Source organism: Seleniivibrio sp., assembly GCF_021209385.1.
GTDB lineage: Bacteria > Chrysiogenota > Deferribacteres > Deferribacterales > Geovibrionaceae > Seleniivibrio.
In genome coordinates, this window is sequence record NZ_JAJOIL010000028.1 from 144250 (window position 1) to 170882 (window position 26633).

Here is a 26633-nt window from a genome sequence, read left to right on the forward strand (position 1 = left end):
CCGATATTAACATATCCTCACGAAACAGTTAAGATTTTTGTGCCGCCGCTCATAAGCTTTAAATGAAATTGACATGCAGGTCTGTTTCGTTTAAATATATCGGATTACACTTTAATCAGGTATCTGAGTGAAAAACAAAACTGTTGTCAAAAAATCTGACTGTGTTCTAGTTGCCGGAGCGACAGGACTTGTGGGTTCAGCCATCGTAAGGTCGCTTGCCGAACGCGGATATACGAACATAGTAGGCACTTATTACAAAACAAAGCCCGCCTCCGTTTATAAAAACTATCTGAAGGATTATCAGAAAAGAATAAAAAGCGGTCAGCTCCGCATGATAAAATGCGACCTGACAAACCAGAGCCAGACAATATCGCTTTTCAAAAAAGTACAGCCGGATTTCGTTTTCAACTCCGCGGCACGCGTCGGCGGCATATATGCCAACAACACATACAGAGCTGAGTTCATCTATGAAAACCTGCGCATGCAGAACAACATAATCCACTATGCCTATGAATTCGGCGTCAAGAAACTGCTCTTTCTCGGCAGCAGCTGTATCTATCCGAAAAATGCAGAACAGCCCATAAACGAAGATCAGCTTCTCAAGGGCGAACTGGAATATACCAACGAACCCTACGCACTTGCGAAAATAGCAGGTATCAGACTTTGCGAAAGCTATTACCTGCAATACGGGTGTAACTTTATATCCGTTATGCCCACAAATCTTTACGGCTACAACGACAATTACGATCTGAAAGGTTCCCATGTCATCCCCGCGCTCATCAGAAAAACGTATCTGGCGGCTCTCTTTGAAAAAGGAGATATGGACGCAATAGCGCACAATCTGAAAAACGACTGCGGTGATGAGGAACACATCGACTGCCTGAAAAGCATAGGCATCGAAAAACAGAACGAAAAAACCGTCCTGAACCTCTGGGGAACAGGCAACCCCCTTCGCGAATTCATGCATGTTGACGACATGGCGGACGCTTCCTGCTTCCTGATGGAAAACGTCGATGCATGGGACATGGATGACGGTTCCGGCACCTACAGAAACGCACACATCAACATCGGCTCCGGCGATGAAGTTTCCATAAAGACCCTTTCTAAAATGGTTGCGGAGGTTGTCGGCTACAGCGGCGAACTTCGTTTCAACCCCGAAATGCCCGACGGCACCCCCAGAAAGCTTCTGGACTGTGCCAGACTGCACTCTCTGGGATTCAGACACCGCATCCCGCTGCACGACGGACTGAAATCCGCCTTTAACGATTATCTGAGTCGTCAGTAATGAAAAAAGTGTCAATCGTTACCATAGTAAAGAACGATTCGGCAGGGCTTGAAAAAACAATCAAAAGTGTTAAAGCACAGACATTTGAGGACTATGAATTCATAGTTGCCGACGGCGGTTCGGATGAACCCGTTCTGTCTGCTGCCGAAAAGAACAAAAGCGTGATTGACCTCTTCCTGAAAGGTCCCGACAAGGGTATTTACGACGGAATGAACAAAGGTATTGCGGCGGCGCAGGGAACATATATTATTTTCATGAATGCAGGTGATGCTTTCGCCTCGTCCGACGCGCTGAAAGAAGTGTTCGCCGCTGTTAAAGGCGAACCGGACGTGATATACGGAGACTACAGAGTGGACTACGGATATGCGGAAAACCTTTTAAAAGGCAGACCCGTAAAAGATATCTGGAAAGGGATGCTGACTTCCCACCAAAGCACGCTTGTAAAAACGGCGCTCATGAAAAAACACCCGTTCAGCCTGAACATCCGAATAGGTGCGGATTTCGACAGGATTTTTCATCTTTACAGCCTCGGAGCGAAGTTTGCATACGTTCCCGTGGTTATTTCCGTCACAGAACCGGGCGGCGTTTCCGACAGAAAACGTGTTCATGTGTTCAAAGACCATCTGGCAACGCTGAAATCACACGGCGAAGCAGGATTTTTCAGAAAAATATATTACGCATACATAATAATGGACGCCTTTCTGAGGCTCACCGCAAAAAGACTTCTTCCGCGGGAAACTGTCAGAAGATTTATCGCGTCAAGAGCGGAGAAATGAGCCTAAAATACAGAAGCGACATAGACGGACTGCGCACAATCGCCGTTATGCCCGTTATATTTTACCACGCAGGAATGACCCTGTTCTCCGGCGGCTACGTCGGTGTGGATATCTTTTTCGTGATATCAGGCTATCTGATAACTTCCATCATTGTACGCGAATTGGACGAAGACAGATTTACTATTGCCAACTTCTATGTCAGAAGGGTGAAACGCATCTTCCCCGCGCTCTATTTTCTGCTGGCGTTCACGTTCGTACTTTCCTTCTTTTCGCTCATGCCTACACACTTTGAAGGATTCGGAAAAAGCGTGGTCTCAACCGTACTCTTCGGTTCAAACATCCTTTTCTGGCGGGAAAGCGGCTATTTTGACGCGCAGGCGGAGACAAAACCACTGCTCCACACATGGTCGCTGGGTGTCGAGGAGCAGTTTTACATATTTTTCCCTGTTATGCTGATGCTTATTGCCAGATACGGCGGTAAAAAATATGTCCGTTTGCTCTTACACTATTCGTACTGTCTTTCGGGCTTTCAGTCTGGGGTACAAAGAACTATCCCGAAGCGGCGTTTTATCTTATCCCCTTCCGCACATGGGAACTGATGCTTGGTGCGCTCATAGCCCTTGGCTTTTTCCCGAAAACCGAAAAAATACTCAATCTGAATCTCATGTCGCTGACAGGATTTATAATGATCTGCGTCAGCATCTTCACCTATAAACCCTCAACGCCCTTTCCAGGCTATGCGGCTCTTCTGCCGTGTGTCGGTACGGCGCTGATAATTATGGCTCAGGGCGGATTCATAAATCAGCTCCTCAGCCTTAAACCTGTTGTAACAATCGGGCTTCTGTCATATTCACTCTATCTCTGGCACTGGCCTCTGTTCGCACTTCGCAATTACTGGGAGAGTGCGAATATTCCCGAATTTTACAAATCGGATTACTTCCTGATATTTCTGACTTTCGCATTCGCTTCCTTCTCTTATTACATTGTCGAAAAGCCGCTTCGCATTAAGAAGATACAAAATAAAAAGCTTTTCTTCCGCTACACCTACGTCGTAATGGCTGCCGGGTGTCTGGTGGGAACACTTGCAATTGTAACAAACGGCATACCCCAGAGAATACCGGAAGATGTGGCAAGGCTGGCATACGTTCCCAACAGTAAATTCAAAACCAAAGAGTGCTACGAACTGCCTGCAGAAGCCATTAAGGCGAATAAATACTGCGGTATGGGCAAAGCGGACGCAAAACCGGAATTTGCCTTATGGGGTGACTCGCATGCGCTCGCGCTGTCCGACGGCATCGACAAGCTGGCGAAAGAGACAGGTACCGGCGGAGTTTTCATGTCTACATCCGCCTGCCCGCCACTACTGGGACTTGCGGGAACAAACCGCGCAAAGGCGAACGCATGTATAGAGACAAACCTTGCCGTGGGGGAGGCGCTCGCTGAAAACAGACATATCAAAAAAGTCATTCTGGTTTGCAGATGGCAGAAATATACGGATACTCCCCAAAGAGTGGAAGAATTCCGTCAGGCACTTGACAGAACACTTGAAAGACTTAAAGGCAAAGATATCTACTTTGTGCTGGATAATGCGGAAGCAAATTTTGACGTTCCCAGAGAGCTTGCAAAGAACGCCCTTCTAAAAGCGTATCTTCCTGCGCTGGCATCGTCCTCTGAACTCAGGATTCCTGACGAAACCTATGAAAAAGAGAACTCGCCCCTTCTGACACTGCTCCAATACTACGAAGATATGGACAGGTTCACCGTCGTTCCGCTTTATAAAGCGCTCTGCGAAGAGGACGGATGCATTACCGAGCACGACGGAAGGGCATTGTATTACGACGACGACCACCTTTCGGTGTACGGTGCGCAGTATGCAGTTCTTAAAGATAAAGAGATAACAGCAGAGATGGTGAAATGAGCCTGAAATACAGAAGCGACATAGACGGACTGCGCACTCTGGCAGTTATGCCCGTCATTTTTTATCACGCGGGAATGACCCTCTTTTCGGGAGGCTATGTAGGTGTGGATATTTTCTTCGTTATATCAGGCTATCTGATAACCTCCATAATAGTCCGCGAACTGGATGAAGGCAGATTCACCATCGCAAACTTTTACGTCAGAAGGGTGAAACGTATTTTCCCCGCACTCTATTTCCTGCTGGCGTTCACGTTCGTACTTTCCTTCTTCTCGCTGATGCCTGCACATTTTGAGGGATTCGGCAAGAGCGTGGTCTCCACGGTGCTTTTCGGCTCAAACATTCTGTTCTGGCGGGAAAGCGGTTATTTTGACGCGCAGGCGGAAACAAAACCACTTCTTCATACATGGTCGCTGGGTGTTGAGGAACAGTTTTACATCTTTTTCCCCGTTATGCTGATGCTCATTGCCCGATACGGCAGTAAAAAATACGTCCGTTTCGCTCTTACACTTTTCGTACTGTCATTCGGGCTTTCCGTCTGGGGTACAAAGAACTATCCTGAGGCGGCATTTTATCTTATCCCTTTCCGTACATGGGAACTGATGCTTGGAGCGCTCATCGCTCTGGGCTTTTTCCCGAAAACCGATAAACCTGTATATCTCCACGCAATGTCAGTTACAGGTTTTCTGATGCTGTGCGCAAGTGTGTTCATGTTTGAAACTACGACGCCCTTTCCCGGCTATGCGGCTCTTCTGCCGTGTGTCGGTACTGCACTTATAATCATGGCGCAGGGGGGTATTGTAAACCGCGTACTCAGCCTTAAACCTTTTGTATGGATAGGACTTCTGTCGTATTCCCTCTACCTCTGGCACTGGCCTCTGTTCGCCCTTCGCAACTACTGGGAGAGCATACATATTCCCGAATTTTACAAATCCGATGTATTTATTATATTTTTAACCTTCGCTTTCTCTTCGTTTTCATACTATGTAGTTGAAAAGCCGCTCCGCGTTAAAAAGATACAGAACAAAAAAGTATTTTTCCGCTATACATATGCAGTTATGGCAGCCGGATGCATCATCGGCGGCTATGTGATCGTTAAGAACGGACTCCCCTCAAGGATTCCTCCTCAGGCGGCAAAGTACGCAAAAACAGAGAAAGGGGCTTTCGAGATACCGCAATGTTTCGGCATGGCTCCCGAAAAGATAACGCTGGACGGACTCTGCATAATGGGTGACAAAAAAGTGAAACCTTCCTATATCCTCTGGGGCGATTCACACGCACTTGTCCTTGCAGACGGATTTGACGAATACGGAAAATCCCACGGATTGTCGGGTATTCTCGCTTCAAAGGCGGCATGTGCGCCTCTGCAGGGGGTTACACGCTCCACTAAGCCGAAAAACTTTAACTGCGTTGAATTCAACGACAGAATGATAGAACTCATACAGTCGTCAGCTATAAAGAACGTGCTTATCAATGCCAGATGGCGGGCGGCATCCGCCGGGGATGCACCTCATTTTTACATAAAAGACAACGAAACGGTTAAATCCTCCAAAGAGGAAAACTATAATGTGCTTGGAAGAGGACTTGCACGGACTCTGGACGCTATGAAAGGAAAGAACGTGTATTTTCTGATGGATAACCCTGACTTTCCGTATGATGTGCCCAGAGAACTCGCGAAGCTCAGCGTATTGCAGAAATATCTGCCGGCTTTGGCAGAAAACTCAAATGTCGGCATCTCGCGCGGAGAATATGAACAGGGCAATGAAAAAGTGCGGGAGATACTTAAAGAGCTGTCCGGAAGATACACTTTCGCAACTGCGGAACTGGCAGACGGACTTTGTCCCGAAAAACACTGCATTGGCGAGAAAAACGGAGTGTCACTGTACATGGACGACAACCATCTTTCCCACGCAGGAGCGGTTTTAGCGACAGAAGGTATCGCACCTATGATTTCTAAAATAGCGTTTCAATAAAATATCTTGAAATTGTTTCGCGTTAGAGTATAAGGAATGTGTCGCAATGTCTCAAATTTTGTAATATCCGGTGTAAAGGGAAATGAAAGTCAGTGTAATCACTGTTGTTAAAAACAACGAAAAGACTATCAGGCAGGCGATTGAGTCTGCTATCAGTCAGCGAAATGTCGATCTTGAGTACATCGTCATAGACGGAAAGTCCACTGACAAAACCCTCAGGATAATCAAAGAGTACAAAAACAGAATTTCAGTTCTCATATCTGAGAAAGATAAAAATCTGTACCATGCACTTAACAAGGCTGTCAAACTTGCCACAGGCGATATCATTGCGATACTCCACTCCGATGATGTTTATGCCAGCGACACAGTGCTTTCAGACGTTGTGAAATGCTTTGAAGAGACAAACTGTTCAACAGTTTACGGCGACCTTGCAATTGTCCGCCATGACGATTCCGACAGACTTGTCAGATACTGGAAAAGCGGCAGATTCAGCAAAACTAAACTATATATGGGCTGGATGCCTCCGCACCCCTCCTTTTTTGTTAAGCGTGACCTTTATCACAAATACGGACTTTTTGATACAAATTTCAAAATATCAGCAGACTATGACCTCATCCTTCGCATCATGAACAATGAAGGCGAAAAATCATGCTATCTGCCCAAGCTGCTCGTCAAAATGAGAGCGGGCGGAGCCAGCAACAATACACCGAAAAACCTCATCAGAAAGATGAAAGACGACTATCAGGTAGTAAAAAAACACAGGCTGGGCGGTCTTTTCACAGTTGTCATGAAAAAGATAATCAAGATGCACCAGTATCTTGTGCCTGACGCTGTGTTCCCTTTCAGAAAGATACCAACAGATGTTTTTGCGCAAACCCATATGGCAAAGGCAAGCTTTGTCACTGAAAAAACTGTCAGATAGATTAGATTATATCTTTTATGCCTTCAGGTTTTTTGTGTGCAATAATATACATAAATGCTGTTTTGAAAGGAATATAGAAAAGCAGGCTGACAGCAATCACCGTAACATAATCCCATATACCTCTCTTACTTAGAACTCCCGTAGCTATCACCATGAAAAAATTCAGCAGGTCGAATGGAACAAATATCCGTGTCATGCGGAACACCCGCGGAAACATCAGCACAGTTATAACTGTACCGCAGATTCCAAGAACAGCAAGCCCATCTTTTTCTGCGAAAAATGCCGCAGCAAAGAACAGCCAGTAGGCTCCTGTACACGAAAAAAACAGTTCACCCACACTGTTGACCCTGTAAACAAGAAGCACTGAAAATATTATACAGAACAACAGAACTGCCATAAGCCCAATCCGGTGGTAAGCTCCGGTTCTGTAGAAAAAGAACATCGAAAAAAAAGCACAGAAAAATAATACACCGATGCTTATCTTCAAACCCAGCGCACTGGACTTCATCTGTGCGATACACGCAAGTCTGCGCTCTTGAAGCATCCTGCTGTTAATATCTCCTATCAGTTTGCCGATGTCTGCAAAGTTGAGCAGTTTTATCATAAGCAGAAATAGGTAAAGTATTACAACAGCGAGAAGCACCATATAAAGCTTCTGGTCACGGAAGAATATAAGCGCCACTGCGGAAAGAATTATCGAAAGAGCATAGAATATCATAAGTGTCTGTCCGGCGCTGAGGTTCAGATCCAGCAGTTTATGGTGAAGATGTTCCCTGTCTGCCTTCATAGGGTTCTGAAAGCGCAGAAGCCTTCTGATTATTGCCAGAAAAGTATCGAACAGGGGAATGAGTATAAAAAGAGTTGGCATAAGAACCGACATTATCGTGTTGGTTTTAAATGAAGATGACAGTGAGATAACAGCAATATTAAAACCAAGAAACAGGCTGCCGGTATCGCCCATAAAAACTGAAGCTTTCGGCAGATTATAACGCAAAAAACCAAGTATTCCCCCAAGAAATGCCAGAGATATCATATAATTCATATTTTTATCAGCGAATGACGCCACCATCAGCGAACCGAACGCCATAAACGATATACCGCCTGCAAGCCCGTCAACCCCATCAATAAGATTGACCGCGTTTGTCACAAGCGCTATCCAGAAATATGTCAGCAGAATCATTACAATATCATTGTTAAGCCATGTCAGCCAGGGAACGGAGAACTCAAACCGTACTCCCATAAAAAAGATAACGACAGTTGCCGCAAGAACCTGAAAAAGAAGTTTGAGGATAGGAGATGCCCCTCTACTGTCGTCATAAACACCTATAAATATTATGAAAAAATTAGCTAGCGCCAGATACAGATATTCCAAATCAGGCTTGCAGAACACGAGAACGGAAATAAATACACCCGATATTATACCCATTCCACCGAGTCTCGGTGTGTGTCCGGAATGTATCTTCCTTTCGTCGGGAATATCTATAATGCCAAGCCTCACAGCCATATCAGTAAACAGAGGAACCGTCAGGGTACTTACCAGAAAAGAGAAGAGAAGAATGTTTAAATTGTTCATACCTGTCCGTAGATATTGAAAAACTTAAACAATAATACCGCTTTATATATGCTTTGTACAGTAGATTTCAGGAAATTCCAAACTGAGCTTTTACTTTGGAGCTTCTGGAGACATATCCCATTATGTTGTAAACAAGCTGTGCCGCTGTAAAATCCGCGCTGTGCAGACCGTCCATAGGTGCATATTCCAGAACATCAAACCCAATACAGATACGCTGTCTGACAATGCTGTCAATGAGCCGCATGGACTGATACCATGTCAATCCGCCGGGTACAGGAGTGCCTGTGGCGGGCATAATTGATGAATCAAGCGCATCTATATCGAATGTAATGAAAACTTTTTCAGGAAAATCATCCGGCAGGCGAAAAGCATCTGTGCCGTCGCGGTCAACATCCTCAGCATCCATAAACGGAATGTTGTAATGAAGACGGGTCTGGTGTTCTTCCAGACAATAGCTTCTGGTGCCGATTTGATATATCGGTATGCCCTTGTCTATCGTGCGTTTCATAACACAGGCATGGCTGTATTTCGATCCTTCATAACTATCGCGCAGGTCAGCATGTGCATCAAACTGAACAACGCCGAACTCTTTGCCGTATTTCGCTATAAGAGCGTCAATCACTCCGTTGGTAACGGTATGTTCGCCGCCCAGAACAACGGGCATCTTCCCGCAGATCATGCATTTAAGGACAGCATCCTTTATATTTGTCAGCGCCTCTTCATGGCCGCCTGAGCAGTCCACAGGCTCGTATGTACAGATGCCGTACTGAGCGGGAGTGCTTTTCCCGTCGAAAACCTCAAGCTGGCACGATGCTGAAAGTATGGCGTCCGGTCCTGCAGCAGTTCCTGAACCGTATGACACGGATTTTTCGTAAGGCACGGGAATAACGTGAAAAAGTGCCTCTTCCGGTTTTGACTGGGGAACGTCATCCCCGTGGAAAGTTATAAATTCGCTCATGACAACCTGTTTTTATAATCTTCGTATCCGAACCTGCGCACCACTTCCAGCGTTCCTTTTTCAAGACTGAAAACTGTGATGTCCGGCAGTTCGACACCGTTGAAATTAGTATTTTTTACAAACGAGTAAAGCGCCATATCCGTAAAAACTAATCTGTCACCGATCTTTGGTTTTTCAGGGAAAGAATATGTACCTATGAAATCTCCGGCAAGGCAGGAGATACAGCCTATTTTACAGTCATTGGCAAATTCCCCAGCCTGCCCGGCACCTATAAGCACCGGACGGTAAGGCATGGCAAGCACGTCTGGCATATGGGTTTCAGCGGAAGAATCCGCAATGGCAATATCCACTCCGTTGTGTATAACATCAAGAACCTGAGTGACAAACACTCCGGCATTAAGAACAACCGCCTCGCCCGGCTCCAGATACACCTGTATGCCGTTATGTCTTTTGCGGAAATCAGATATTGTCTCACAGAGCAGTTCAACATCGTAATCCGAACGGGTGATGTGGTGTCCGCCGCCGAAATTTATCCATTTCATCTGCGGGATAAGATGTCCGTAGCGCTTTTCAAAACCCGCCAGAACACGGGTCAGAACATCGGAGTTCTGTTCGCACATGGCATGAAAATGAAGCCCGCTGATACCTGTCAGGTCAACACCTTCCAGATCTTCGGGGTTAACGCCGAACCTTGACCCAGGCAGACACGGATTATAAAGATCCACCTCAACTTCGGCATGCCCGGGGTTGACACGCAGACCGACTTCAATATTTCTGCCGGAAGCAGCGATAGCCTCTCTGTGTGCGTGCCACTGGCTGACAGAGTTGAAAACTATATGGTCGCTGAACGCAATAGTGCACTCCATCTGTTTTTTGGTGAAAGCCGGCGAATAAGTATGCACCTCACGTCCGAACTCTTCGCGCCCCATCTGCGCTTCTATGGGTCCGCTGGCACATACTCCCTGCAGATAACGCGATATCAGCGGAAACACCTTTGGCAGAGCAAATGCTTTCATGGCAAGGAGTATTCTAGCCCCAGTGCGTTTCTGCACGCTGTCCAGAAGTTCGCAGTTGCGGCGTATCACATCCTCGCTTATCAGATAACAGGGAGTATCCACCCTGTCTGTGATATCTTTCGGAAAATCCGATATAGTAAGTTGACTCATTACTACGCGGGAAGCTCGCCGTCAAAGTCCACAACCTGCCAAGGCAGACCGCATTTGTTCAGCTCATCCATAAAAACGTCGGGGTCGAGCTGTTCAACGTTGAAAACGCCTTCACCCTTCCAAACGCCTTTCAGCATCATCATAGCGCCTATCATGGCGGGCACGCCTGTTGTATATGAAACAGCCTGAGCCTGAACCTCAAGATAGCACTCCGCGTGGTCGCATACGTTATAAATGTATTTTTTAAATCTTTTTCCGTCTTTTTCTCCGTCAAATACGCAGCCGATAACAGCTTTCCCCGTATAGTTTGTCCCCAGACTGCCCGGATCGGGAAGGAGTGCCTTGAGAAACTGAAGAGGAATTATTTTAACGCCGTTGTATTCAACTTCATCGATACGGGTCATGCCCACGTTCTCAAGAACCTTGAGGTGTGTTATGTAGTTCTGGGAGAACGTCATCCAGAAGCGTATCTGTTTCAGACCTTTGATGTGTTTAACAAGTGACTCCATCTCTTCATGATAGAGCAGATAGCTCTCCTTTACACCCGCCTGAGGGTAGTCGAAGGGAAAATGGATACATTTGTCGTCAAGGATAGCGGGGGTCTCAACCCATTGTCCGTTTTTCCAGTGACGGACAACCTGCGTAACCTCGCGGATATTGATTTCAGGGTTAAAGTTTGTTGCAAATGGATGACCGTGATCACCCGCGTTGCAGTCGAGTATATCTATGGTTTCGATGCTGTCATATATGTGTTTCTGTGCGTAAGCGCAGAAGATGTTTGTAACACCTGGGTCGAACCCGCAGCCGAGAACAGCCATAAGCCCTTTATCTTTGAATTTGTCCTGATAAGCCCACTGCCATGAGTACTCAAAGTGCGCAGTATCCTTGGGTTCATAGTTTGCGGTATCCATGTAGTTAACATCGGTTTCAAGACACGCGTCCATTATGGTAAGATCCTGATAGGGAAGCGCCACGTTAAGCACAAGTTCGGGCTTGACGATGTTTATCACCCTTACAAGGTCAGCAACGTCATCTGCATCCACAGCGTAAGTTGTAACGTTCACTCCGTAAAGATCTTTCACCTCTTTTGCTATCTGGTCGCACTTGGATTTTGTGCGGCTTGCAAGATGGATATCCGAAAATACGTCAGTGTGCTGTGCGCATTTTTTAACAACTACGTTTCCGACGCCGCCGGCGCCTATTATAAGAATTTTTGACATAATATTCGCTCCTCTGAAAATTTTCTCCCCCTCTTACAAAAGGGAATTTTAGGGGGATTTACATTATTCTATTCAAAATCCACCCCGACCCTCCTTTTCAAAGGAGGGAGCAAGATCAGTCTTTCTCGAAATATGTATAGCCTCGCAGACCTTCGTCGAAACCGTTGAGAATGTCCTTGCGTTCTTTACCTGAGATGAAACCCTGCTGGACAGCATCTTCCGCTATCTTTTTAAGTCTGTGCTTCATCGCTTTAACGTCGTATTCCACATACGAAAGCACGTCCGCCACAGAATCCCCTTCAAGCTCTCTCACAACCTGATACGAGCCGTCCAGATGCACATTGATAGACACCACATTTGTGTCGCCGAACAGGTTGTGCAGGTCGCCCAGCGTCTCCTGATATGCACCGACAAGGAACACGCCGAGGTAATACTCGTCGCTGTCCTTCAGGTCATGCAGAAGTATCGCGTTCTTGTCATGTGAATAGTCAGGGAAATTATCTATTTTGCCGTCACAGTCGCAGGTTATGTCCGAAATTATAGCCGGACGGGTAGGGGCTTCATTCAGCCTGTGGATAGGCATAACAGGGAATATCTGGTTTATAGCCCAGACGTCCGGAAGCGACTGGAACAGTGAAAAGTTTCCATAGTATATATCGTAAAGCAGCTTATCTATGTCCTGAACGTCCTTAGGAACGTGGGTCATAGTTCTCGCTGTTGATGAAATCTTCATAAGTATGTGACGCACGAGGTTTTCAGCCATAGCACGCTGGCGAAGGGTTATCTGACCGTGTTTGAAAAGCTGTTTCGCCTGATTTCTGTAAAACAGGGCATCGTTACAGCTCTCCTGTATGCTTCTTGGGGATACATCGTTGTACGTCACCAGAAGGTTGTCAAGCAGACCGCCGTTGCATTTCGGAAGCTCTTCAGGTATCGGGTGCGGCACAAATGTTGACACATCCAAAACATTGAACAGCAACACCGAATAGTAAGCGACAGTTACACGACCTGACTCTGTAATTATGGTCGGATGAGGGATGCCTTTTTTACCTATTACGTTAATTATGGATTCCACAACGTCGTAGCAGTATTCCTCAACAGAGTAGTTACGGCTTGAATGGTAGTTGGTGCTTGAACCGTCGTAATCCACCGCAAGACCGCCGCCGAAATCTATGAAGCCCATGGGCGCGCCCTCGTTAACCAGTTCTTCGTATATTCGGCACGCTTCCAGAGCGCCCGCGCGGATATCGCGGATGTTGGGAATCTGCGAACCTATATGATAATGGAGGAGTTTAAGGCAATCCAGCTTATTCTCCTCTTTAAGTCTGTCAAGAACGTCTACCATCTGGCTGATGTTCAGTCCGAAAACGCTGTTGTCACCGCCGGATTCCGACCACTGACCCTCAGCCTGTGTTGAGAGCTTGCCGCGCAGACCGAGAAGGGGGCGGACTTTAAGCTTTTTCGCACGTTCAAGGATAAGGTCAACCTCGCCCGGCACCTCTATGACAAAGAAACACTGATACCCCATTTTGACCGCGTTCAGTCCGAGGTCAATGAACTCCTCGTCTTTGTAGCCGTTGCAGATGAGACACGCGTCACGGTTTTGCAGCATGCTTATCGCCGCAAGAAGTTCCGGTTTGCTTCCGGCCTCAAGTCCATGGTTGAACTCTTTGCCGAACTCGGATATCGCCTCGATAACCTGTTCCTGCTGGTTCACCTTAATAGGGAAAACTCCCTTATATTGTCCCTGATAACCGGTTTCGTCTATCACCTTGCGGAATGTCTGGTGCAGAAGTTTTATCTGTGAACCCAGAATATTCTCGATACGCAGGATGACAGGCATGCTCATGCCGCGTTCCTCAATCTCCTGAACAATATCATAAAGGCTGATACGCGCTCCGTTGTCCTTCCCGAAAGGAGTAACAGTCACATCTCCAAGCGGATTTATTGAAAAATAATCCGCACCCCATTTGTTGATTCCGTACAGTTCTTCGGAATCCTGTATGGTCCAGTTTTTACATTTTTCAGGATCACGCCACATTAGCAAACTCCCGCAGTTTATCTTAGGACAGGAAAATCTACGGAAAAACATTCAGGATGTCAACATAATACTATAGCCCAAACGTTATTTTTCATCATAATTATAACATTGCAGTCTAAAAAATGCAAAAACGCAGGAAAATATATGATTACCCGACTTATCACATTAACATATTCATAATAAAGATATTATACAGGAGTTTTACAGTTTTATGACATCAAATATATCTTATTTTTACAGAATATACTGCCATTTTGCTAAAAAAACTGCCGATTCCTGATTATTAATATCAGGCTTTACAGAAACTGTGTAGAATTTGCACAGCAGACGGCAAATTTTACCAATGTAAATTTTTGGCACTGTGGTGTATTATTCCCTTATGAACAACACAACAGTAAAAAAACTGAAAAACCTGCTTATAGCCGCACTGATCCTGAACCTTCTGGTGATATTCGCCCAGATATACAATACAGTCTCGACGCTTAAGAGTGCGAGAAACTCGCTGGCACTGACAGGATTTGCGGCACTTACAACCTTTGAAGGCGGAAGAAGAGCCATGATGGCACTTAATCCGGAATTTGCACCCCGCTTCAAAGCATTTTTAAGAGAAACCGCCGGCACTTCAGCTGTGCGCTCCATATATCTTTTCGACAAGGGAGGAAATGTACTGCTGAACACCGGCGACATTGAACTGCCGAATTTTCCAATAGGAAACAGGCTGGTTGCACAAACGTCGGAAGGGATTCTGGTCATAAAACCTATGATATCACATCATCTCGGCATGGGGATGGGAAGAGGAATGGGCAGAATGATGTCAGAAACAGGACCGGAGCCGGAACCTATACAGAGTCCCATCGCTTTCGCCGGAGCTCTGGTTGACGATTCAAACCTTAAGAACCTGCGCACGTCACAGTTCAGCTTTCTCGGCAGTGTCATACTGCTTCAGATACTTCTAGGCACAGTATTCTTCTACAGCTTCCGCATGTCAAAACAGCACTCGGAACAGACACGTCTGCTGGAGCTGGCTGAACGTGAAGCGGAGATGGGTAAAATGTCCCTTGTTATGGCACACGAACTTAAAAACCCGCTGAGCTCCGTTAAAGGTCTTATCGAATTTTCCGCAAAAAAAAGCGAAGGAACCACTAAAGATATAGCGGAAAGATGCGTGGAAGAGCTCTCCAGACTGGACAGAATAGTAAACGATTTCCTTACATACGGCAGAGACATCACAATTGAAAAAAGTGAAGTGTCAGTTACAGAGCTTGCAAAGCGCACGGCTGAACTTTTGCAGGCGGATGCCGGGATTAAGGGCATCACCATAGACGTGACCGGAAAACACCATGCTATACAGGCGGACAGCGCAAAGATGATGCAGGTGCTTTTCAATCTCCTGCTGAACGCTGTTCAGGCTGCACCCGAAAACAGCACAGTGTCAGTGAATTTCACAGGGCACTCGCTCACAGTTTCCAATGAAATAACCGGACATATCGCCGATGCGGACAAAATAGGCACTCCGTTCTACACTACAAAGACAGTCGGAACAGGACTTGGCATTGCTATAATAAAAAGAATACTCGCCCTCCACGGGTTCGGCTTTACCATACACGCGGACGAGAAATTCATCGCGGAGATAACATTCTCATGAACATACTAATTGTTGACGACGAGCAGAACCACAGACTGATGCTTAAGCTGCATCTGGAAGATGCCGGACACACAACAAATGAGGCGGCTAACGGCATGGAAGCACTGTCTCTGATGGAAAAGATTTCATTCGACGCTGTGCTTCTCGACATGAAGATGGACATAATGGACGGAATAACAACTCTGGGTATGATGCGCCAGCGTGGAATAGAGACCCCTGTGATCATAATAACCGCTTTTTCCACTGTAAAAACCGCAGTAGAGGCTATGAAGCTGGGAGCAGCAGACTATCTTACAAAACCTGTGGATATACAGGCGTTATTTGAGGCACTCACCAACTGCACAACATCAAATGCAGCCTGCGAATATGCACCTGTTGAAGGCTATGTCTTCGGTGGTGTATATTCCGCAACAGGACTCGGATGCGTAATAAACCATCTTAAACTGGTTGCACCGACGGATGCGACCGTTCTTGTTCTCGGCGAATCCGGAACAGGAAAGGAACTGGTAGCAAGATCGGTACACGACAACTCCCGCCGCAAAGATAAACCATACCTTGCTATAAACTGCGCCGCGCTTAGCGAGAACATTATCGAAAGCGAACTTTTCGGACATGTGAAAGGAGCTTTCACTACTGCTGTCAAAGACAAAGCTGGGCTTTTTGAAGCGGCAGACGGCGGAACGCTGTTTCTGGACGAGATTGGCGAACTTTCGCAGACTGTTCAGGCGAAACTTCTGAGAGTTCTGCAGGAAGGCACTTTCGAGCGCGTAGGCGACACAAAGACAATCAAAACCGATGTACGCATCATCGCCGCTACAAATAAGAACCTTAAGAAACTCTCTGAAACAGGAAATTTCCGCGAAGACCTTTATTTCCGTCTGGCAGTGTTTCCTGTGGAGATTCCTCCGCTGCGAGACAGAAAAGAGGAGCTTCCGGCTCTGGTGAAATTCTTCATAGAAAAACACTCAAAGCGTTTCGGCAAACTTGTAAAATCAGCAGACGACGCATACCTGCGGGCACTTAAGAACTATTCGTTCCCAGGAAACATAAGGGAACTTGAGAACCTTGTGGAGCGAAGCATGATACTGACTACTTCACAAAAACTGGAAGCATCAACACTGCCGCCTTTGGGAACAAAACAGGCAGCCGGACTGAGCATTCGTGACAATGAACGTGAATTAATTGTGAAAGCTTTGCAAAAAACCGGCGGAAATAAATCTAAAGCTGCGGAAATTCTTGAAATATCACGCAGAACACTCCATAATAAACTGAAAGAATTTGATATTGAGGATTAAATGAAACTTATTGCCACTTTGCTCTGCCTGCTGTTCGCCTTTTCGGCGTTTGCAGAAGATAAGATATCCGGCTATATATCCGGCGGTGTCATTGTAATTAACTCTGACGATAAACTTATCCCCGACGGCGAAGCAAAAGACGTACACTTCGATACACTGTCGAAGATAGGCGCCATGATCACAGGCGAAGTCAATTATAAACCAGACGGGCATACAAGATTCCACTTTGGCGTTCCCATGCAGGAACTTTCACCGAAATTTGAACTGGGCGTGGCAAGAGAATTTGATAACAAAACCAAAGCCGATTTCTCAATCGTTCTGAACCCGATGGAAAAAACGTGGCAAAACCCATATATCGACAGAAGACACGAGACCGATGCCGAAAGCTACGGACTAGAGCTTAAACTCAGAAGAATAGCCGGAACGGGATTCTTTACCGAAATGTCCGTTACGAAGCATAATGTAAGCAATGACAAAGCGGAAGATGTTTATTCATCACTCGGAAGAAACGGATATGACAGTGAACTCAAAGCCGGATACGCCTTTCCTCTTAAAGAACGCATGTTTGCTGATATATTTGGTAAATATGTCGTAGGTGACAGAGACGGAGACGCTGAATCATTCAAAAGCTACGGAACCGGAATAAAAATTACGGCATTTACCAAAGACAAAAACCTTCTCGTTTTCCTGCTTGCTCTGGACAGAGTGGAATTTAACTCCGACAACCCCTATTTCAACGATACACGCGAAGAAACATCATACGGAGCCATGGCGCTTTACAGACTTAACGACGCGTTCGGCTTCAAAGACAAGTTTATCTCTTTCTCCGGCGGATACGGTGCGCGCGAGGCAAATATCGAATTCTTTGACGCGGAATCGTTTTTTGCAGGCATAGGAGCCGGACTTAACTTTTAGCCTTTTCCTTCTGTACAAAAAGACCTTTCAGGTGTAAATTTAACTATCATACACACCGAGGTTCTTTATGAAGAATATTCTTATTCTCGGAGGCGGCTTCGGCGGCCTTACTGCTGTTTCTTTTTTCAGAACACACATAAAATCGGGCAAGGTTTCCGTTACTCTCATAGACAAAAACAACTATTCACTATTCACACCCATGCTGGCAGAGGTTGTCAGCGGGAATGTCAAACCTGAAAATATAGTCTTCCCTCTCAGAGAGATATGCGTGAAAAACGGCGTACGTTTCATTAAAGACGAAGTTCAGAACATCGACACCATAGCCAACAAAGTTACCTGCGAAAACGGCGAATACCCGTTCGACTACCTTATTGTCGCAACAGGAAGCCGCACCAATTTCCGCGGTAACGTTTCTGCAATGAAAAATGCTTTTGAATTCAAAAATATCACGGACGCGATACACATAAAGTACCTGATAATAGACTTCCTTGAAAAAGCAAGCACACTCACTGACCCCGAAGAGAAGAAGCGCCTGCTCTCTTTCTCCATCATAGGCGGCGGCATTACAGGTGTTGAACTCGCCAGCGAAATGAACGACTATATCCGTGCAAAGATAAAGAAAGAATACAGTACCATCATGGCAGACGAATACGACATAACCATCTTTGAATACAGCAAAACTGTTCTACCCGCCATTGACCCTTCTCAAGCGGAAAAAGCACAGGAAATACTTATTAAAAACGGCATAAACGTCATAAACGGAGCATCTGTGGACGAGGTAGGGCTGGACTGCATAACCTACAAAAAAGATGGTCAGCAGTATACCAAAAGCTCATCAGTCACCGTATGGACAGCCGGTGTTGAAGGTCAGGAATATCTGAAAGAGATGGGCGGCGACACAACGCCGGACAGCAGACTGAAAATAACAAGATCGCTCAATCCGCAGGCTCTGGATGCTCCCCATGTTTTTGTCATAGGCGACAGCTGCGCATATGAGTTTAAAGGCAAATTCCTGCCGCCTGTCGCACCTTTGGCTATGCAGCAGGCGGTTATGGCAGTAAAGAATATAATGCGCCTTATAAACGGCAAAGAGCCAGTGGACTTCACCTATCTGCACTTCGGATATCTTGTCTCTCTCGGCAAGAACAACTCTGTGGTAAACCTTTTCGGAATCAAGATGCGGGGTGCGCTGGCGTATTATATATGGAAAGGCGCATATTTATTCAAAATAGGCATGTTCAAGAAACAGGTGGCAGTATTTTTCGACTGGGTAATGTCGTTCTGCTTCGGCAACGAATCGGTTCTGATTATCGATCAGGACAACTGCACAAACTGTATTTTGCAGAAGAACCACAAAAACGACAAAGAAAATGCTGCTGTAGAATGTGTTGCATGTATTCTTTGTATTACATATAATACTTATATGAGGTGCAACGATGCTCACAGTAAGATTGCCGGAAGAGATTGAGACACGTCTTAATGAGCTTTCCGAAAAAACAGGAAGACCAAAAAGCTATTACATCAGGGAGGCAGTAGAAAACTATCTTGAAGACATGGAAGACCTTTACCACGCCGAAACCGTGTACAGACGTGTACTCGAAGGCAAAGAAGAGGTTTCCGCACTTGAAGATATAGAGAAACGCCTTGGCTTATAAAATTCTTTTCACCAAAACAGCAGAAAAGGAACTTTCTAAGCTTGATAAACAATCTGCTATCAGAATTATTAACTTTTTAAAATCACGCCTTTCTTTTTCAGATAATCCAAAATCTTTAGGCAAACAGCTCACAGGAGAACTATGCCACTACTGGCGATTTAGAGTAGGCGATTACCGTATCATCTGCGATATTCAGGATGATAAACTTGTTATCCTTGCTCTCAGAATAGGACACAGGAAAGAAGTTTATAAGTAGATTAAGTATTTTATAAATTTTGTTCGTGGTATAATACCCTAAACGTTAAACGAGGTAAACGATGGGTTATATCGATGAGGCATTAACAAATGACGAACATGTTATTTTTACTGGCAAAGTAAGCCGTAAATCATTCATTACTAATTATTTACTCGGATTATTCTTTCTTCTTATTTCTTTAGGTAGTTTTTCTGGTGAATCATTTTCTGGTACAAAAGAATATAGTGCAGCTTTCTTTTTTCTATTTCTTGGCATTTATCCTTTTATCTATGCAGTAATTTCAATAAAAACCACTGAAATTGGATTAACTAACAAACGATTCATAGCAAATACGGCGTAATAAGTAGAAAAACCATTGAAATTGGCATAAAAAAAATCGAAAGCATACAAGTAAACCAAAGCCTTCTTGGAAGAGCACTCAATTATGGTTCAATAATAATATCTGGAGCGGGTAATCCACAAGGTGTAGTAAAAAATATTTCTGCACCAATGAAATTCAAAAGGATGCTTCAAGAATACCTGGATAAAATAGAATCCGTGTAAGTATTTTCGTCAAAACTTTGTAATCAAAAAATTAGATAAAATAAATAAAAGCCGAACCCGCAAAGGTTCGGCTTTTTCACTTGTATGGCGGTGCAGGGAATTAAACCACGACTACAAGATACTTGTAAATAACAATTTCAAAAACCGCACATTCGTTTTATACCGTCAAAAATACCGTCAAATTAGTTTTCTGAACTCTCTTCTAGTTTGCTTATGATTGTGCTTATCGAAACATTAAGACCCTTGGCAAGTTTTTCTAATGTTGCTAAAGTAGGTGAAGAGGGATTATTGCTTTCTAACTTCTATAACTAATAAGCCGACCAAAAGGTTGGCTTAATTTAAAAATCCTTCAAATCCTTCTTTTCATTCTCATCTTCTTCAGCTTGTTCATATTCCTTGCTTATATATTCTACAACACATTTAATGTCAAAATTCTCACCATAAAGTCCCAAAATTAGTTTTGTACTATTTGTTTCCCAATTTGTAAAATATGACAAATGTCCTACAGAAATAGCAACACCCCAATTTTGATAATTATCTTTAAATAAATCATTTTCCCAATATTCGTTCTCTGTTATCGGCTTACCATATTTTTTTATTAAAACGCCCTTCAAATCATCATAATCGTCAATATATCTATTTTTGTTACTATGCTCCTCTGTCACACCATACTTAGCACGTACAAGCTTATTTTGCGTAAAAATATACATAATTATCACATTTTTTCCCAATATCTTACTGGAGTAAACAATAAGCTCATTGCTTTCTTTATATAATTTTGCTTTTTCTGATTTCTTTACTTCTGCTTTACTCATTCCCCAATTTACATTCCTGAAATCATATTCCTTGGCATAAACGCACAATGATGACATCATTAATACGAAAAGTAATAGTGACTTCATATCAGCTTCTCCTTGTAAATAATTTCTAGCAGATTTTATGCATGTATCATATAACAATTATAATACATAAACACGTAATGCTATTATACCATTTTTATATTTAGACAAAAAAAGGCTTAGCGGTTTCACTATAAGCCTTTAAATAACAATATCAAAAACCGCAATTTCGTTCTATACCGTCAGATTAATTTTCTGCTAGTCTCTGTTTAGAATGAATCCACAAGAATTACATTTAAATACTTTTTTCTTAGCAATTAAAAGCCAACCAATTAAACCACCAACAAGAGACGACATACCTATAAATATAGCAATACCTGCTCCTATTGTTGCTCCTACGATTTCAGCATCGCTCTGTGATGTTGTCATAACTTCTGAATGAGTTGAGCCTGTTGTAAAAATAAAATCAAAGCAAATAATACTCCAAACATAGAAGGTGTTATAATTATATAACCAATTAGTCTGGTAATAAAATTGAACTTATGAATTTTCGTTGAAGCCATGCTCTTCTCACTTCCACATGCAGAGCAATTGATATTAGTTGTTGCCATAGTACACCTCTTTTTTAATATTACATCGTATGTCATGCACTACAAAACTATTTAATATTCTATTTCCATAGTTTCTTAGATGTCGCCAACTTGAAAAGAAACTTGCATAATCCCAAAAGAATACTCTCAATAACAGATTTTTTAGCCATATTAGAATCTCACATATAGAATGCATGCCTTTTAATTAATAGTTGTATTTAATGTTGATGTACCAGGATTTGCGGTCATATTATATGACTCAACAGTTTCACCATTAAAAACAATGACTAAACTCTTATGGTCAACTTGGGCAGTTCCATTATATGTAAACAGAAATCCTTTTGCATGTGACTGAACATTCATATACATATACATCCACGTTTCTTTCTCTACACCATTAATAACATTTCTTGATTTTGAATAGGGTGTCCCAAAGATTGATAAAATCTCCGATTTTGTCGTTTGGTTTTGCTTGATTTGATTAACCGCTGAAACATCAAAATCGTTTCCAGATTGGCTACTCATAGAAACACATCCAAATATTGTAGTCATTAACACAATAACAAAAAACAATTTTAATAATTTACTCATATTCAACTCCTTGATATATTGCAACCCGTGATGTATACTAATCCATATTTAGAAATAATAAAATAAGAATCTCTAGCTAACAGAGGCTACGGCATAGGAGTTTAGAATGAAACAAATAGCCTTAATCTTTTATCTATTACTTTTCACAGTGGTTTCTTATGCTGGTGAAGTCCCATATAGGGTTTATGACCCTGTTGCAGAAGGATATATTTGGCTTTCTGGCAGTACTAGCTTTCGGATGGAGCAAGATTTTAGGATAACAGTTGGAAAAGAAGGCATCTATTTTGTCAGAGAGGATAGTGACATCCCTCTATTGCGTCATCGATTAGATATAACATCAGACTTGCCTAAGATAAGAGCGGCATTAGAAAAATCTTTAAATTGGTATGAAATAAATATTAAACATAAATATGAGTTCAAAAAGCCATTGTATTCACGTGAATATATCAAAATGGATTACATTGGACAAAAGCACACAAATGATTATGTTGAAGTGACCTTAAAAACTAATGACATGGCATATAATGAAAGAGGATTTGTAACGTTGTCACTAACAAAGAAACAGATTAAAGAGTTATTAAATGCTCTCACTGATAGTAATATTGCAATTGTGAAAAGGAAAGTTGTTATCAGAATAAATAAGAATAAACAAATCGAGCGTGCTACTATGAAAGAAAAGCAGGATATTGATAATACTTTTAAATAAGTAGATGCAAATCAAAATGCGTAAATAAAGAGTATAGAGAATATAACTAATGTGGACAACGTCAAGCCCCCCCTGCAAGAGGAGTTTGACAACTACTGTTTAATTGGCTTAATAATGCCAATTCTCAACATGTCCGCCGAAGTTTTCAGCCCAAAAGTGGTTTATGTGGTATCAGCTCATAATCAGACTAATCTAGTGTTTTTGATTATATGTGAGATTCATAGTATAGAGTTGATAGGGTGAGTAGACTCGCTCGCTCTGCTCGCTCGGGTATTATTAAGTGGCATTGAATAATATTCAGTGTTGCTTGACTAATTTTCTGGCTGGTATAGCAATTTCAATCATTCAAGCAGGGCGGTTACTCATTATGTTTTAACCATCCTCCTTCTATAAGAAATATAGTGGTGGATGGTATTATCCACCAACTATATCTCTATTTTCGCCCTTACAAGCCAACACAACTGGCTGGTGGCTGGACGGTTAGATGGTTAACACTTTTTTTCCCACGGGTGAAGGGTGTAGTACTTAGCCAATCCATTCTTACTACCGTTTTCAGGTGGGCATGTTTTCTCTGCAAATCCTATAAATATTGCTGATTCAAATGCATGTCCGTACTTATGCTTACTATAATTAGCACCAGCAGGTCGTATACTGTTTGTGTTATCTTTTACATTTGTTAGGGTTACAGGCTTTCCTAGCCACTCTTTACGCCACCAATCGTATATCTCGGTGTATCTCTGCTCATGTTGAGAACGTTCGTCTGAGGATGGATAACGCTCTTCTGGCACGCCATTATCTGTAATCTCCAGCCATGTCGTTTCATGCTGAGCAGAGTAGTTGTGCTTAGCGTGCGTGACTTTCACAAACCTGCCAGCCTTTATAGCTTCCTTAATCTCGGGTTCGAGAAAATCATTCACTTCACTAGGTTTAACTCTTTCCAGCAGTATAACTGATCTAGCGTTGTCCGTAATAGAAGATGCTCCCCTAGCAGCATGAAGCTGATTAGAATTGTTTTTAGGCACATGGTGAATAAGTACCACTGAACATCCAGCTTTACTTGCTAACCGTTCATACGCTACCAGTAGTGCTCCCATCTGAGCGTTACTGTTCTCATCAAGGCTATGTGAACGCACCATTGTATCAATAAACAGACATCTGATGTTGTTTAGCTTGAGATACACTGCCAGATCATCAACGATGGATGATATTTCAACTTCTCCATTGAAGTTATTAGCAAAGTGGGTGGGTAATCCATATCTATCAATCAATATGAACTTGTCACTAATCTCCTGTATGCGTGATTTAACATCATTAGGCATTCTGTTGATCAGATTATACAATCTCTGTCTTATTGGTGGCTGAGGGTCTTCCAGTGACATATAAGCCACCTTCTCACCGTTTGTCTCAGCATTCAGTATTTCCAAACCTAGACAAGTGTGTATACCCATCTTCATTGCGAGGTATGATTTACCTACACCTCCATGAGCAACAAGCATCGTTACTGCTCCTATCGGTGCAAGTGGATTGATAGCAAAATCTACCTTAGGTGGTTCTTCTGTCAGCCATTTTAGCGGGATGTTTATCCCTGTGAATGTCTCTTTTTCCTGATGGTATTCATATTCTGTAATTATATTATTCATAATCATCTCCGTTATTATTATTGAAAAAATTATATTTTAAGTTATTTTTAAACATGAGCCTTAATTGACTCATAAGCTTATGAAGGGTAGACGGGTTAGCCACCAAGCATACGCCTATCTGCCCTTTTTTAGTGTCTGAAGCCGGACTATTTGACTTCTGACCGCACGTTAAACACTGGTTATTCATAACCACTATTCACCTCCTTTCCTGCTTTCAGATATACGTTCTTCGATGAAGGCTGTTATATCAGCCTCCAGCCACCCAATCGCCCTTACGCTAATTTGAATGCTCTTTGGAAATTTACGTTTCTTCATTAGGTCATAGATTGTTGACCTAGCCAGACCAGTGAGTTTTTCAACTTCAGGTCGTCTGATAATTCGTTGACTGTTCAGGTTCTGAATATCGTTCTTCATTGCTTGCTCCTTAATTTTAGATAAGTATCTATATATAACGTTCGTGGATATTAATCAAGGGAAGAATTTTTAAAAAGTATAATATCGACAGTATTTTAGATACTATATTATAGTATCATTCAGCAGTCATATTACATTGTAGTATGTATGGTGTGGTAATTGATGTTTTAGGGGGGATAAAGTTGAGTTCAGTTTAACATTAGGGCTTGTTAAGTTTTAGACCATCCAGATAATCTGCCCATTCCTGCATCATAACTGTTCTTTTATCCAGATATTCCGCATGGTTATAAGCACCCTTTACTTTATTTCGCTCAACGTGGGCTAACTGCATTTCTATTATAGCGCTCTCATAACCTTTTTCGTGCAACAATGTTGAAGCCATTGCTCGGAATCCGTGGGCGGTCATTTCTTCTTTTGTATATCCCATGCGCCTAAGAGCAGAAAGTATTGTAACATTGCTCATTGGTCTTTCTTTTGACCGAGCATTAGGAAACACATATTTCCATTGTCCTGTTAATGGCTGAATCTCTTTCAAAATAGAAACCGCCTGCTTAGAAAGCGGTATGATGTGCGGTCTTCTCATCTTCATTTTTTCGGCTGGAATCTTCCACAGTCCTGCATGTAAATCTATTTCAGACCATTCTGCCTGCCTGAGTTCGCCAGGACGCAACATAACATAAGGAGTCAGCCTCAAGGCACATTTAGTAACAATATCGCCTGTATAGCTGTCTATAGCCCTCATAAGCCCGCCTATCTCGTCAGTCTCAGTTATTGTTGCCATATTCTTAGATACTCTTGCTGTCAAAGCTCCTTTGAGGTCATGGCTAATATTCCTTTCCGCTCTTCCAGTGGCGATAGCGAAAGAATAAACCTCGCCAACAATATTTTTAGTTCTGTGTGCAACATCAATAGAGCCTCTTTCTTCTATTAGTCTAAGAACAGATAATAACTCCTGAGCTGTTATATTTTTTACTGGTCTATCACCAATATAAGGAAAGATATTTTTCTCTAATGCTCTCCATTTCCTCTGAGCATGGCTTTCAATCCATTTTGGTTTGTTGACAGCGTGCCACTCGGTAGCCACATCTTTAAACCTGTTACTCGCTTCACAGTATATATTATATTTCTTAGCCTTCTTTAACTCATTAGGGTCAATACCTTCCGAAATCAGCTTTCTTGCCTCATCTCGCTTTTCTCTGGCTTCTTTAAGTGATATTTCAGGATAAGAGCCTATTACATAGGTTTTCCTTTTATTTGCATAGCGGTAGTCTAGACGAAAGGTTTTACCGCCTGCTTCGGATACATAGATATACATGCTTTTTTCATCTTGAATCTTATAGCCTTTGTCTTTTGCTTTAGCAGTTCTTATGGCGGTATCAGTTGTTCCCATGACGGTATAACCTCATCAGAATATTATAAGCAATAACACTATAACTGATTGTATAAAAAGATATTTTACTGGTCATGGCGGTATAGCTTATATAATGATTATATCGTACCGTCAATCATACCGTCAAGAAAAGTTGGCTTTCGTTGGATTTGTCTGGAACTCTAAAGAGTTGAAACCCCCTCCAAATGGGCATTAAAAAAGGCTTCGCAGATTTCTCTGGAAGCCCTTAAACTTCGATTAAATGGCGGTGCAGGGAATTGAACCCCGGACACTGCGGATATGAGCCGCATGCTCTAACCATCTGAGCTACACCGCCGTAAGATAG

Annotated in this window: 25 protein-coding genes and 1 tRNA gene; 15 read left to right on the forward strand and 11 right to left on the reverse strand. The window is 43.2% G+C overall.

What is annotated here, in order from left to right; all coding sequences use genetic code 11:
- Positions 1 to 127 precede the first annotated feature (127 nt).
- The 6 genes from LRY47_RS09330 to LRY47_RS09355 all read left to right on the forward strand — a co-directional run bounded on the left by LRY47_RS09330 (position 128) and on the right by LRY47_RS09355 (position 6871).
- A complete protein-coding gene (locus LRY47_RS09330) occupies positions 128 to 1285 on the forward strand; it encodes a GDP-L-fucose synthase (protein WP_295224580.1) in 1158 nt (385 codons plus the stop codon).
- Complete coding sequence (locus tag LRY47_RS09335) at positions 1285 to 2061, forward strand: glycosyltransferase (protein ID WP_295224582.1); 777 nt, start codon at positions 1285 to 1287, stop codon at positions 2059 to 2061. Before LRY47_RS09330 ends, LRY47_RS09335 begins: the two co-directional genes overlap by 1 nt.
- Complete coding sequence (locus LRY47_RS09340) at positions 2058 to 2660, forward strand: acyltransferase (RefSeq protein WP_295224584.1); 603 nt, start codon at positions 2058 to 2060, stop codon at positions 2658 to 2660. Before LRY47_RS09335 ends, LRY47_RS09340 begins: the two co-directional genes overlap by 4 nt.
- Complete coding sequence (locus LRY47_RS09345; RefSeq protein ID WP_295224586.1) at positions 2660 to 3979, forward strand: acyltransferase family protein; 1320 nt, start codon at positions 2660 to 2662, stop codon at positions 3977 to 3979. Before LRY47_RS09340 ends, LRY47_RS09345 begins: the two co-directional genes overlap by 1 nt.
- Positions 3976 to 5949 (forward strand): acyltransferase family protein, encoded by a 1974-nt coding sequence (locus LRY47_RS09350; protein WP_295224589.1) that lies wholly within the window; start codon positions 3976 to 3978, stop codon positions 5947 to 5949. The genes LRY47_RS09345 and LRY47_RS09350 overlap by 4 nt, the downstream gene beginning before the upstream one ends.
- Positions 5950 to 6031: 82 nt before the next feature.
- Positions 6032 to 6871 carry a glycosyltransferase family 2 protein gene (locus LRY47_RS09355; protein WP_295224591.1) on the forward strand — a complete coding sequence of 280 codons (840 nt, stop codon included), beginning with the start codon at positions 6032 to 6034 and terminating at the stop codon, positions 6869 to 6871.
- A 1-nt stretch (position 6872) separates the two neighbouring features.
- Here LRY47_RS09355 and LRY47_RS09360 read toward each other — a convergent pair whose 3' ends face one another.
- The 5 genes from LRY47_RS09360 to speA form a co-directional block, all read right to left on the reverse strand.
- Positions 6873 to 8444, reverse strand: a complete 1572-nt coding sequence (locus LRY47_RS09360; protein ID WP_295224593.1) for an MraY family glycosyltransferase — start codon at positions 8442 to 8444, stop codon at positions 6873 to 6875.
- Positions 8445 to 8511: 67 nt separating this feature from the next.
- Complete coding sequence (gene speB / locus LRY47_RS09365; RefSeq protein WP_295224596.1) at positions 8512 to 9402, reverse strand: agmatinase; 891 nt, start codon at positions 9400 to 9402, stop codon at positions 8512 to 8514.
- The gene (gene nspC / locus LRY47_RS09370; RefSeq protein ID WP_295224598.1) at positions 9399 to 10568 is read right to left on the reverse strand and encodes a carboxynorspermidine decarboxylase; all 1170 of its coding nucleotides are present in this window, start codon (positions 10566 to 10568) and stop codon (positions 9399 to 9401) included. The genes speB and nspC overlap by 4 nt, the downstream gene beginning before the upstream one ends.
- 2 nt (positions 10569 to 10570) lie before the next feature.
- Entirely contained in the window at positions 10571 to 11788 is a 1218-nt protein-coding gene (locus LRY47_RS09375) for a saccharopine dehydrogenase family protein (RefSeq protein ID WP_295224600.1), read from the reverse strand.
- A 115-nt stretch (positions 11789 to 11903) separates the two neighbouring features.
- Positions 11904 to 13829, reverse strand: coding sequence for a biosynthetic arginine decarboxylase (speA, locus tag LRY47_RS09380; RefSeq protein WP_295224602.1), 1926 nt, complete (start codon positions 13827 to 13829; stop codon positions 11904 to 11906).
- Positions 13830 to 14208: 379 nt separating this feature from the next.
- Here speA and LRY47_RS09385 point away from each other — a divergent pair, with 379 nt between their 5' ends.
- The 8 genes from LRY47_RS09385 (at position 14209) to LRY47_RS14175 (ending at position 20138) form a co-directional block, all read left to right on the forward strand.
- On the forward strand, positions 14209 to 15474 hold the full coding sequence (locus tag LRY47_RS09385; protein ID WP_295224604.1) for a histidine kinase dimerization/phospho-acceptor domain-containing protein: 1266 nt from the start codon (positions 14209 to 14211) through the stop codon (positions 15472 to 15474).
- Positions 15471 to 16769: a sigma-54 dependent transcriptional regulator gene (locus tag LRY47_RS09390; RefSeq protein ID WP_295224607.1), complete on the forward strand. Its 1299-nt coding sequence runs from the start codon at positions 15471 to 15473 to the stop codon at positions 16767 to 16769. The genes LRY47_RS09385 and LRY47_RS09390 overlap by 4 nt, the downstream gene beginning before the upstream one ends.
- The gene (locus tag LRY47_RS09395) at positions 16770 to 17684 is read left to right on the forward strand and encodes a DUF2860 family protein (protein ID WP_295224609.1); all 915 of its coding nucleotides are present in this window, start codon (positions 16770 to 16772) and stop codon (positions 17682 to 17684) included.
- A gap of 67 nt (positions 17685 to 17751) precedes the next feature.
- The gene (locus LRY47_RS09400; protein WP_295224612.1) at positions 17752 to 19152 is read left to right on the forward strand and encodes an NAD(P)/FAD-dependent oxidoreductase; all 1401 of its coding nucleotides are present in this window, start codon (positions 17752 to 17754) and stop codon (positions 19150 to 19152) included.
- Positions 19121 to 19339, forward strand: coding sequence for a DUF6290 family protein (locus LRY47_RS09405; protein ID WP_295224615.1), 219 nt, complete (start codon positions 19121 to 19123; stop codon positions 19337 to 19339). Before LRY47_RS09400 ends, LRY47_RS09405 begins: the two co-directional genes overlap by 32 nt.
- Complete coding sequence (locus LRY47_RS09410) at positions 19329 to 19595, forward strand: type II toxin-antitoxin system RelE/ParE family toxin (protein WP_295224618.1); 267 nt, start codon at positions 19329 to 19331, stop codon at positions 19593 to 19595. The genes LRY47_RS09405 and LRY47_RS09410 overlap by 11 nt, the downstream gene beginning before the upstream one ends.
- 61 nt (positions 19596 to 19656) lie before the next feature.
- A complete protein-coding gene (locus LRY47_RS09415) occupies positions 19657 to 19935 on the forward strand; it encodes a hypothetical protein (RefSeq protein ID WP_295224621.1) in 279 nt (92 codons plus the stop codon).
- Positions 19936 to 19970: 35 nt separating this feature from the next.
- A complete protein-coding gene (locus tag LRY47_RS14175; RefSeq protein WP_366043575.1) occupies positions 19971 to 20138 on the forward strand; it encodes a PH domain-containing protein in 168 nt (55 codons plus the stop codon).
- A 338-nt stretch (positions 20139 to 20476) separates the two neighbouring features.
- Here the strand turns inward: LRY47_RS14175 and LRY47_RS09420 are convergent, their stop codons facing one another.
- Positions 20477 to 21040, reverse strand: coding sequence for a hypothetical protein (locus LRY47_RS09420; protein WP_295224622.1), 564 nt, complete (start codon positions 21038 to 21040; stop codon positions 20477 to 20479).
- A gap of 728 nt (positions 21041 to 21768) precedes the next feature.
- The gene (gene bamE, locus LRY47_RS09425; protein WP_295224624.1) at positions 21769 to 22158 is read right to left on the reverse strand and encodes an outer membrane protein assembly factor BamE; all 390 of its coding nucleotides are present in this window, start codon (positions 22156 to 22158) and stop codon (positions 21769 to 21771) included.
- 106 nt (positions 22159 to 22264) lie between these two features.
- Between bamE and LRY47_RS09430 the strand changes: the two genes are divergently transcribed.
- Positions 22265 to 22864, forward strand: coding sequence for a hypothetical protein (locus tag LRY47_RS09430; protein ID WP_295224626.1), 600 nt, complete (start codon positions 22265 to 22267; stop codon positions 22862 to 22864).
- A 488-nt stretch (positions 22865 to 23352) separates the two neighbouring features.
- Here the strand turns inward: LRY47_RS09430 and LRY47_RS09435 are convergent, their stop codons facing one another.
- From LRY47_RS09435 to LRY47_RS09450, 4 genes are all read right to left on the reverse strand, one after another.
- The gene (locus LRY47_RS09435) at positions 23353 to 24504 is read right to left on the reverse strand and encodes an AAA family ATPase (RefSeq protein WP_295224628.1); all 1152 of its coding nucleotides are present in this window, start codon (positions 24502 to 24504) and stop codon (positions 23353 to 23355) included.
- Positions 24505 to 24696: 192 nt separating this feature from the next.
- Positions 24697 to 24918: an AlpA family transcriptional regulator gene (locus LRY47_RS09440; RefSeq protein ID WP_295224630.1), complete on the reverse strand. Its 222-nt coding sequence runs from the start codon at positions 24916 to 24918 to the stop codon at positions 24697 to 24699.
- 199 nt (positions 24919 to 25117) lie between these two features.
- Complete coding sequence (locus LRY47_RS09445; protein WP_295224632.1) at positions 25118 to 26308, reverse strand: tyrosine-type recombinase/integrase; 1191 nt, start codon at positions 26306 to 26308, stop codon at positions 25118 to 25120.
- 242 nt (positions 26309 to 26550) lie between these two features.
- A tRNA-Met gene (locus tag LRY47_RS09450) sits at positions 26551 to 26624 on the reverse strand.
- Between the last annotated feature and the right edge of the window lie 9 nt (positions 26625 to 26633).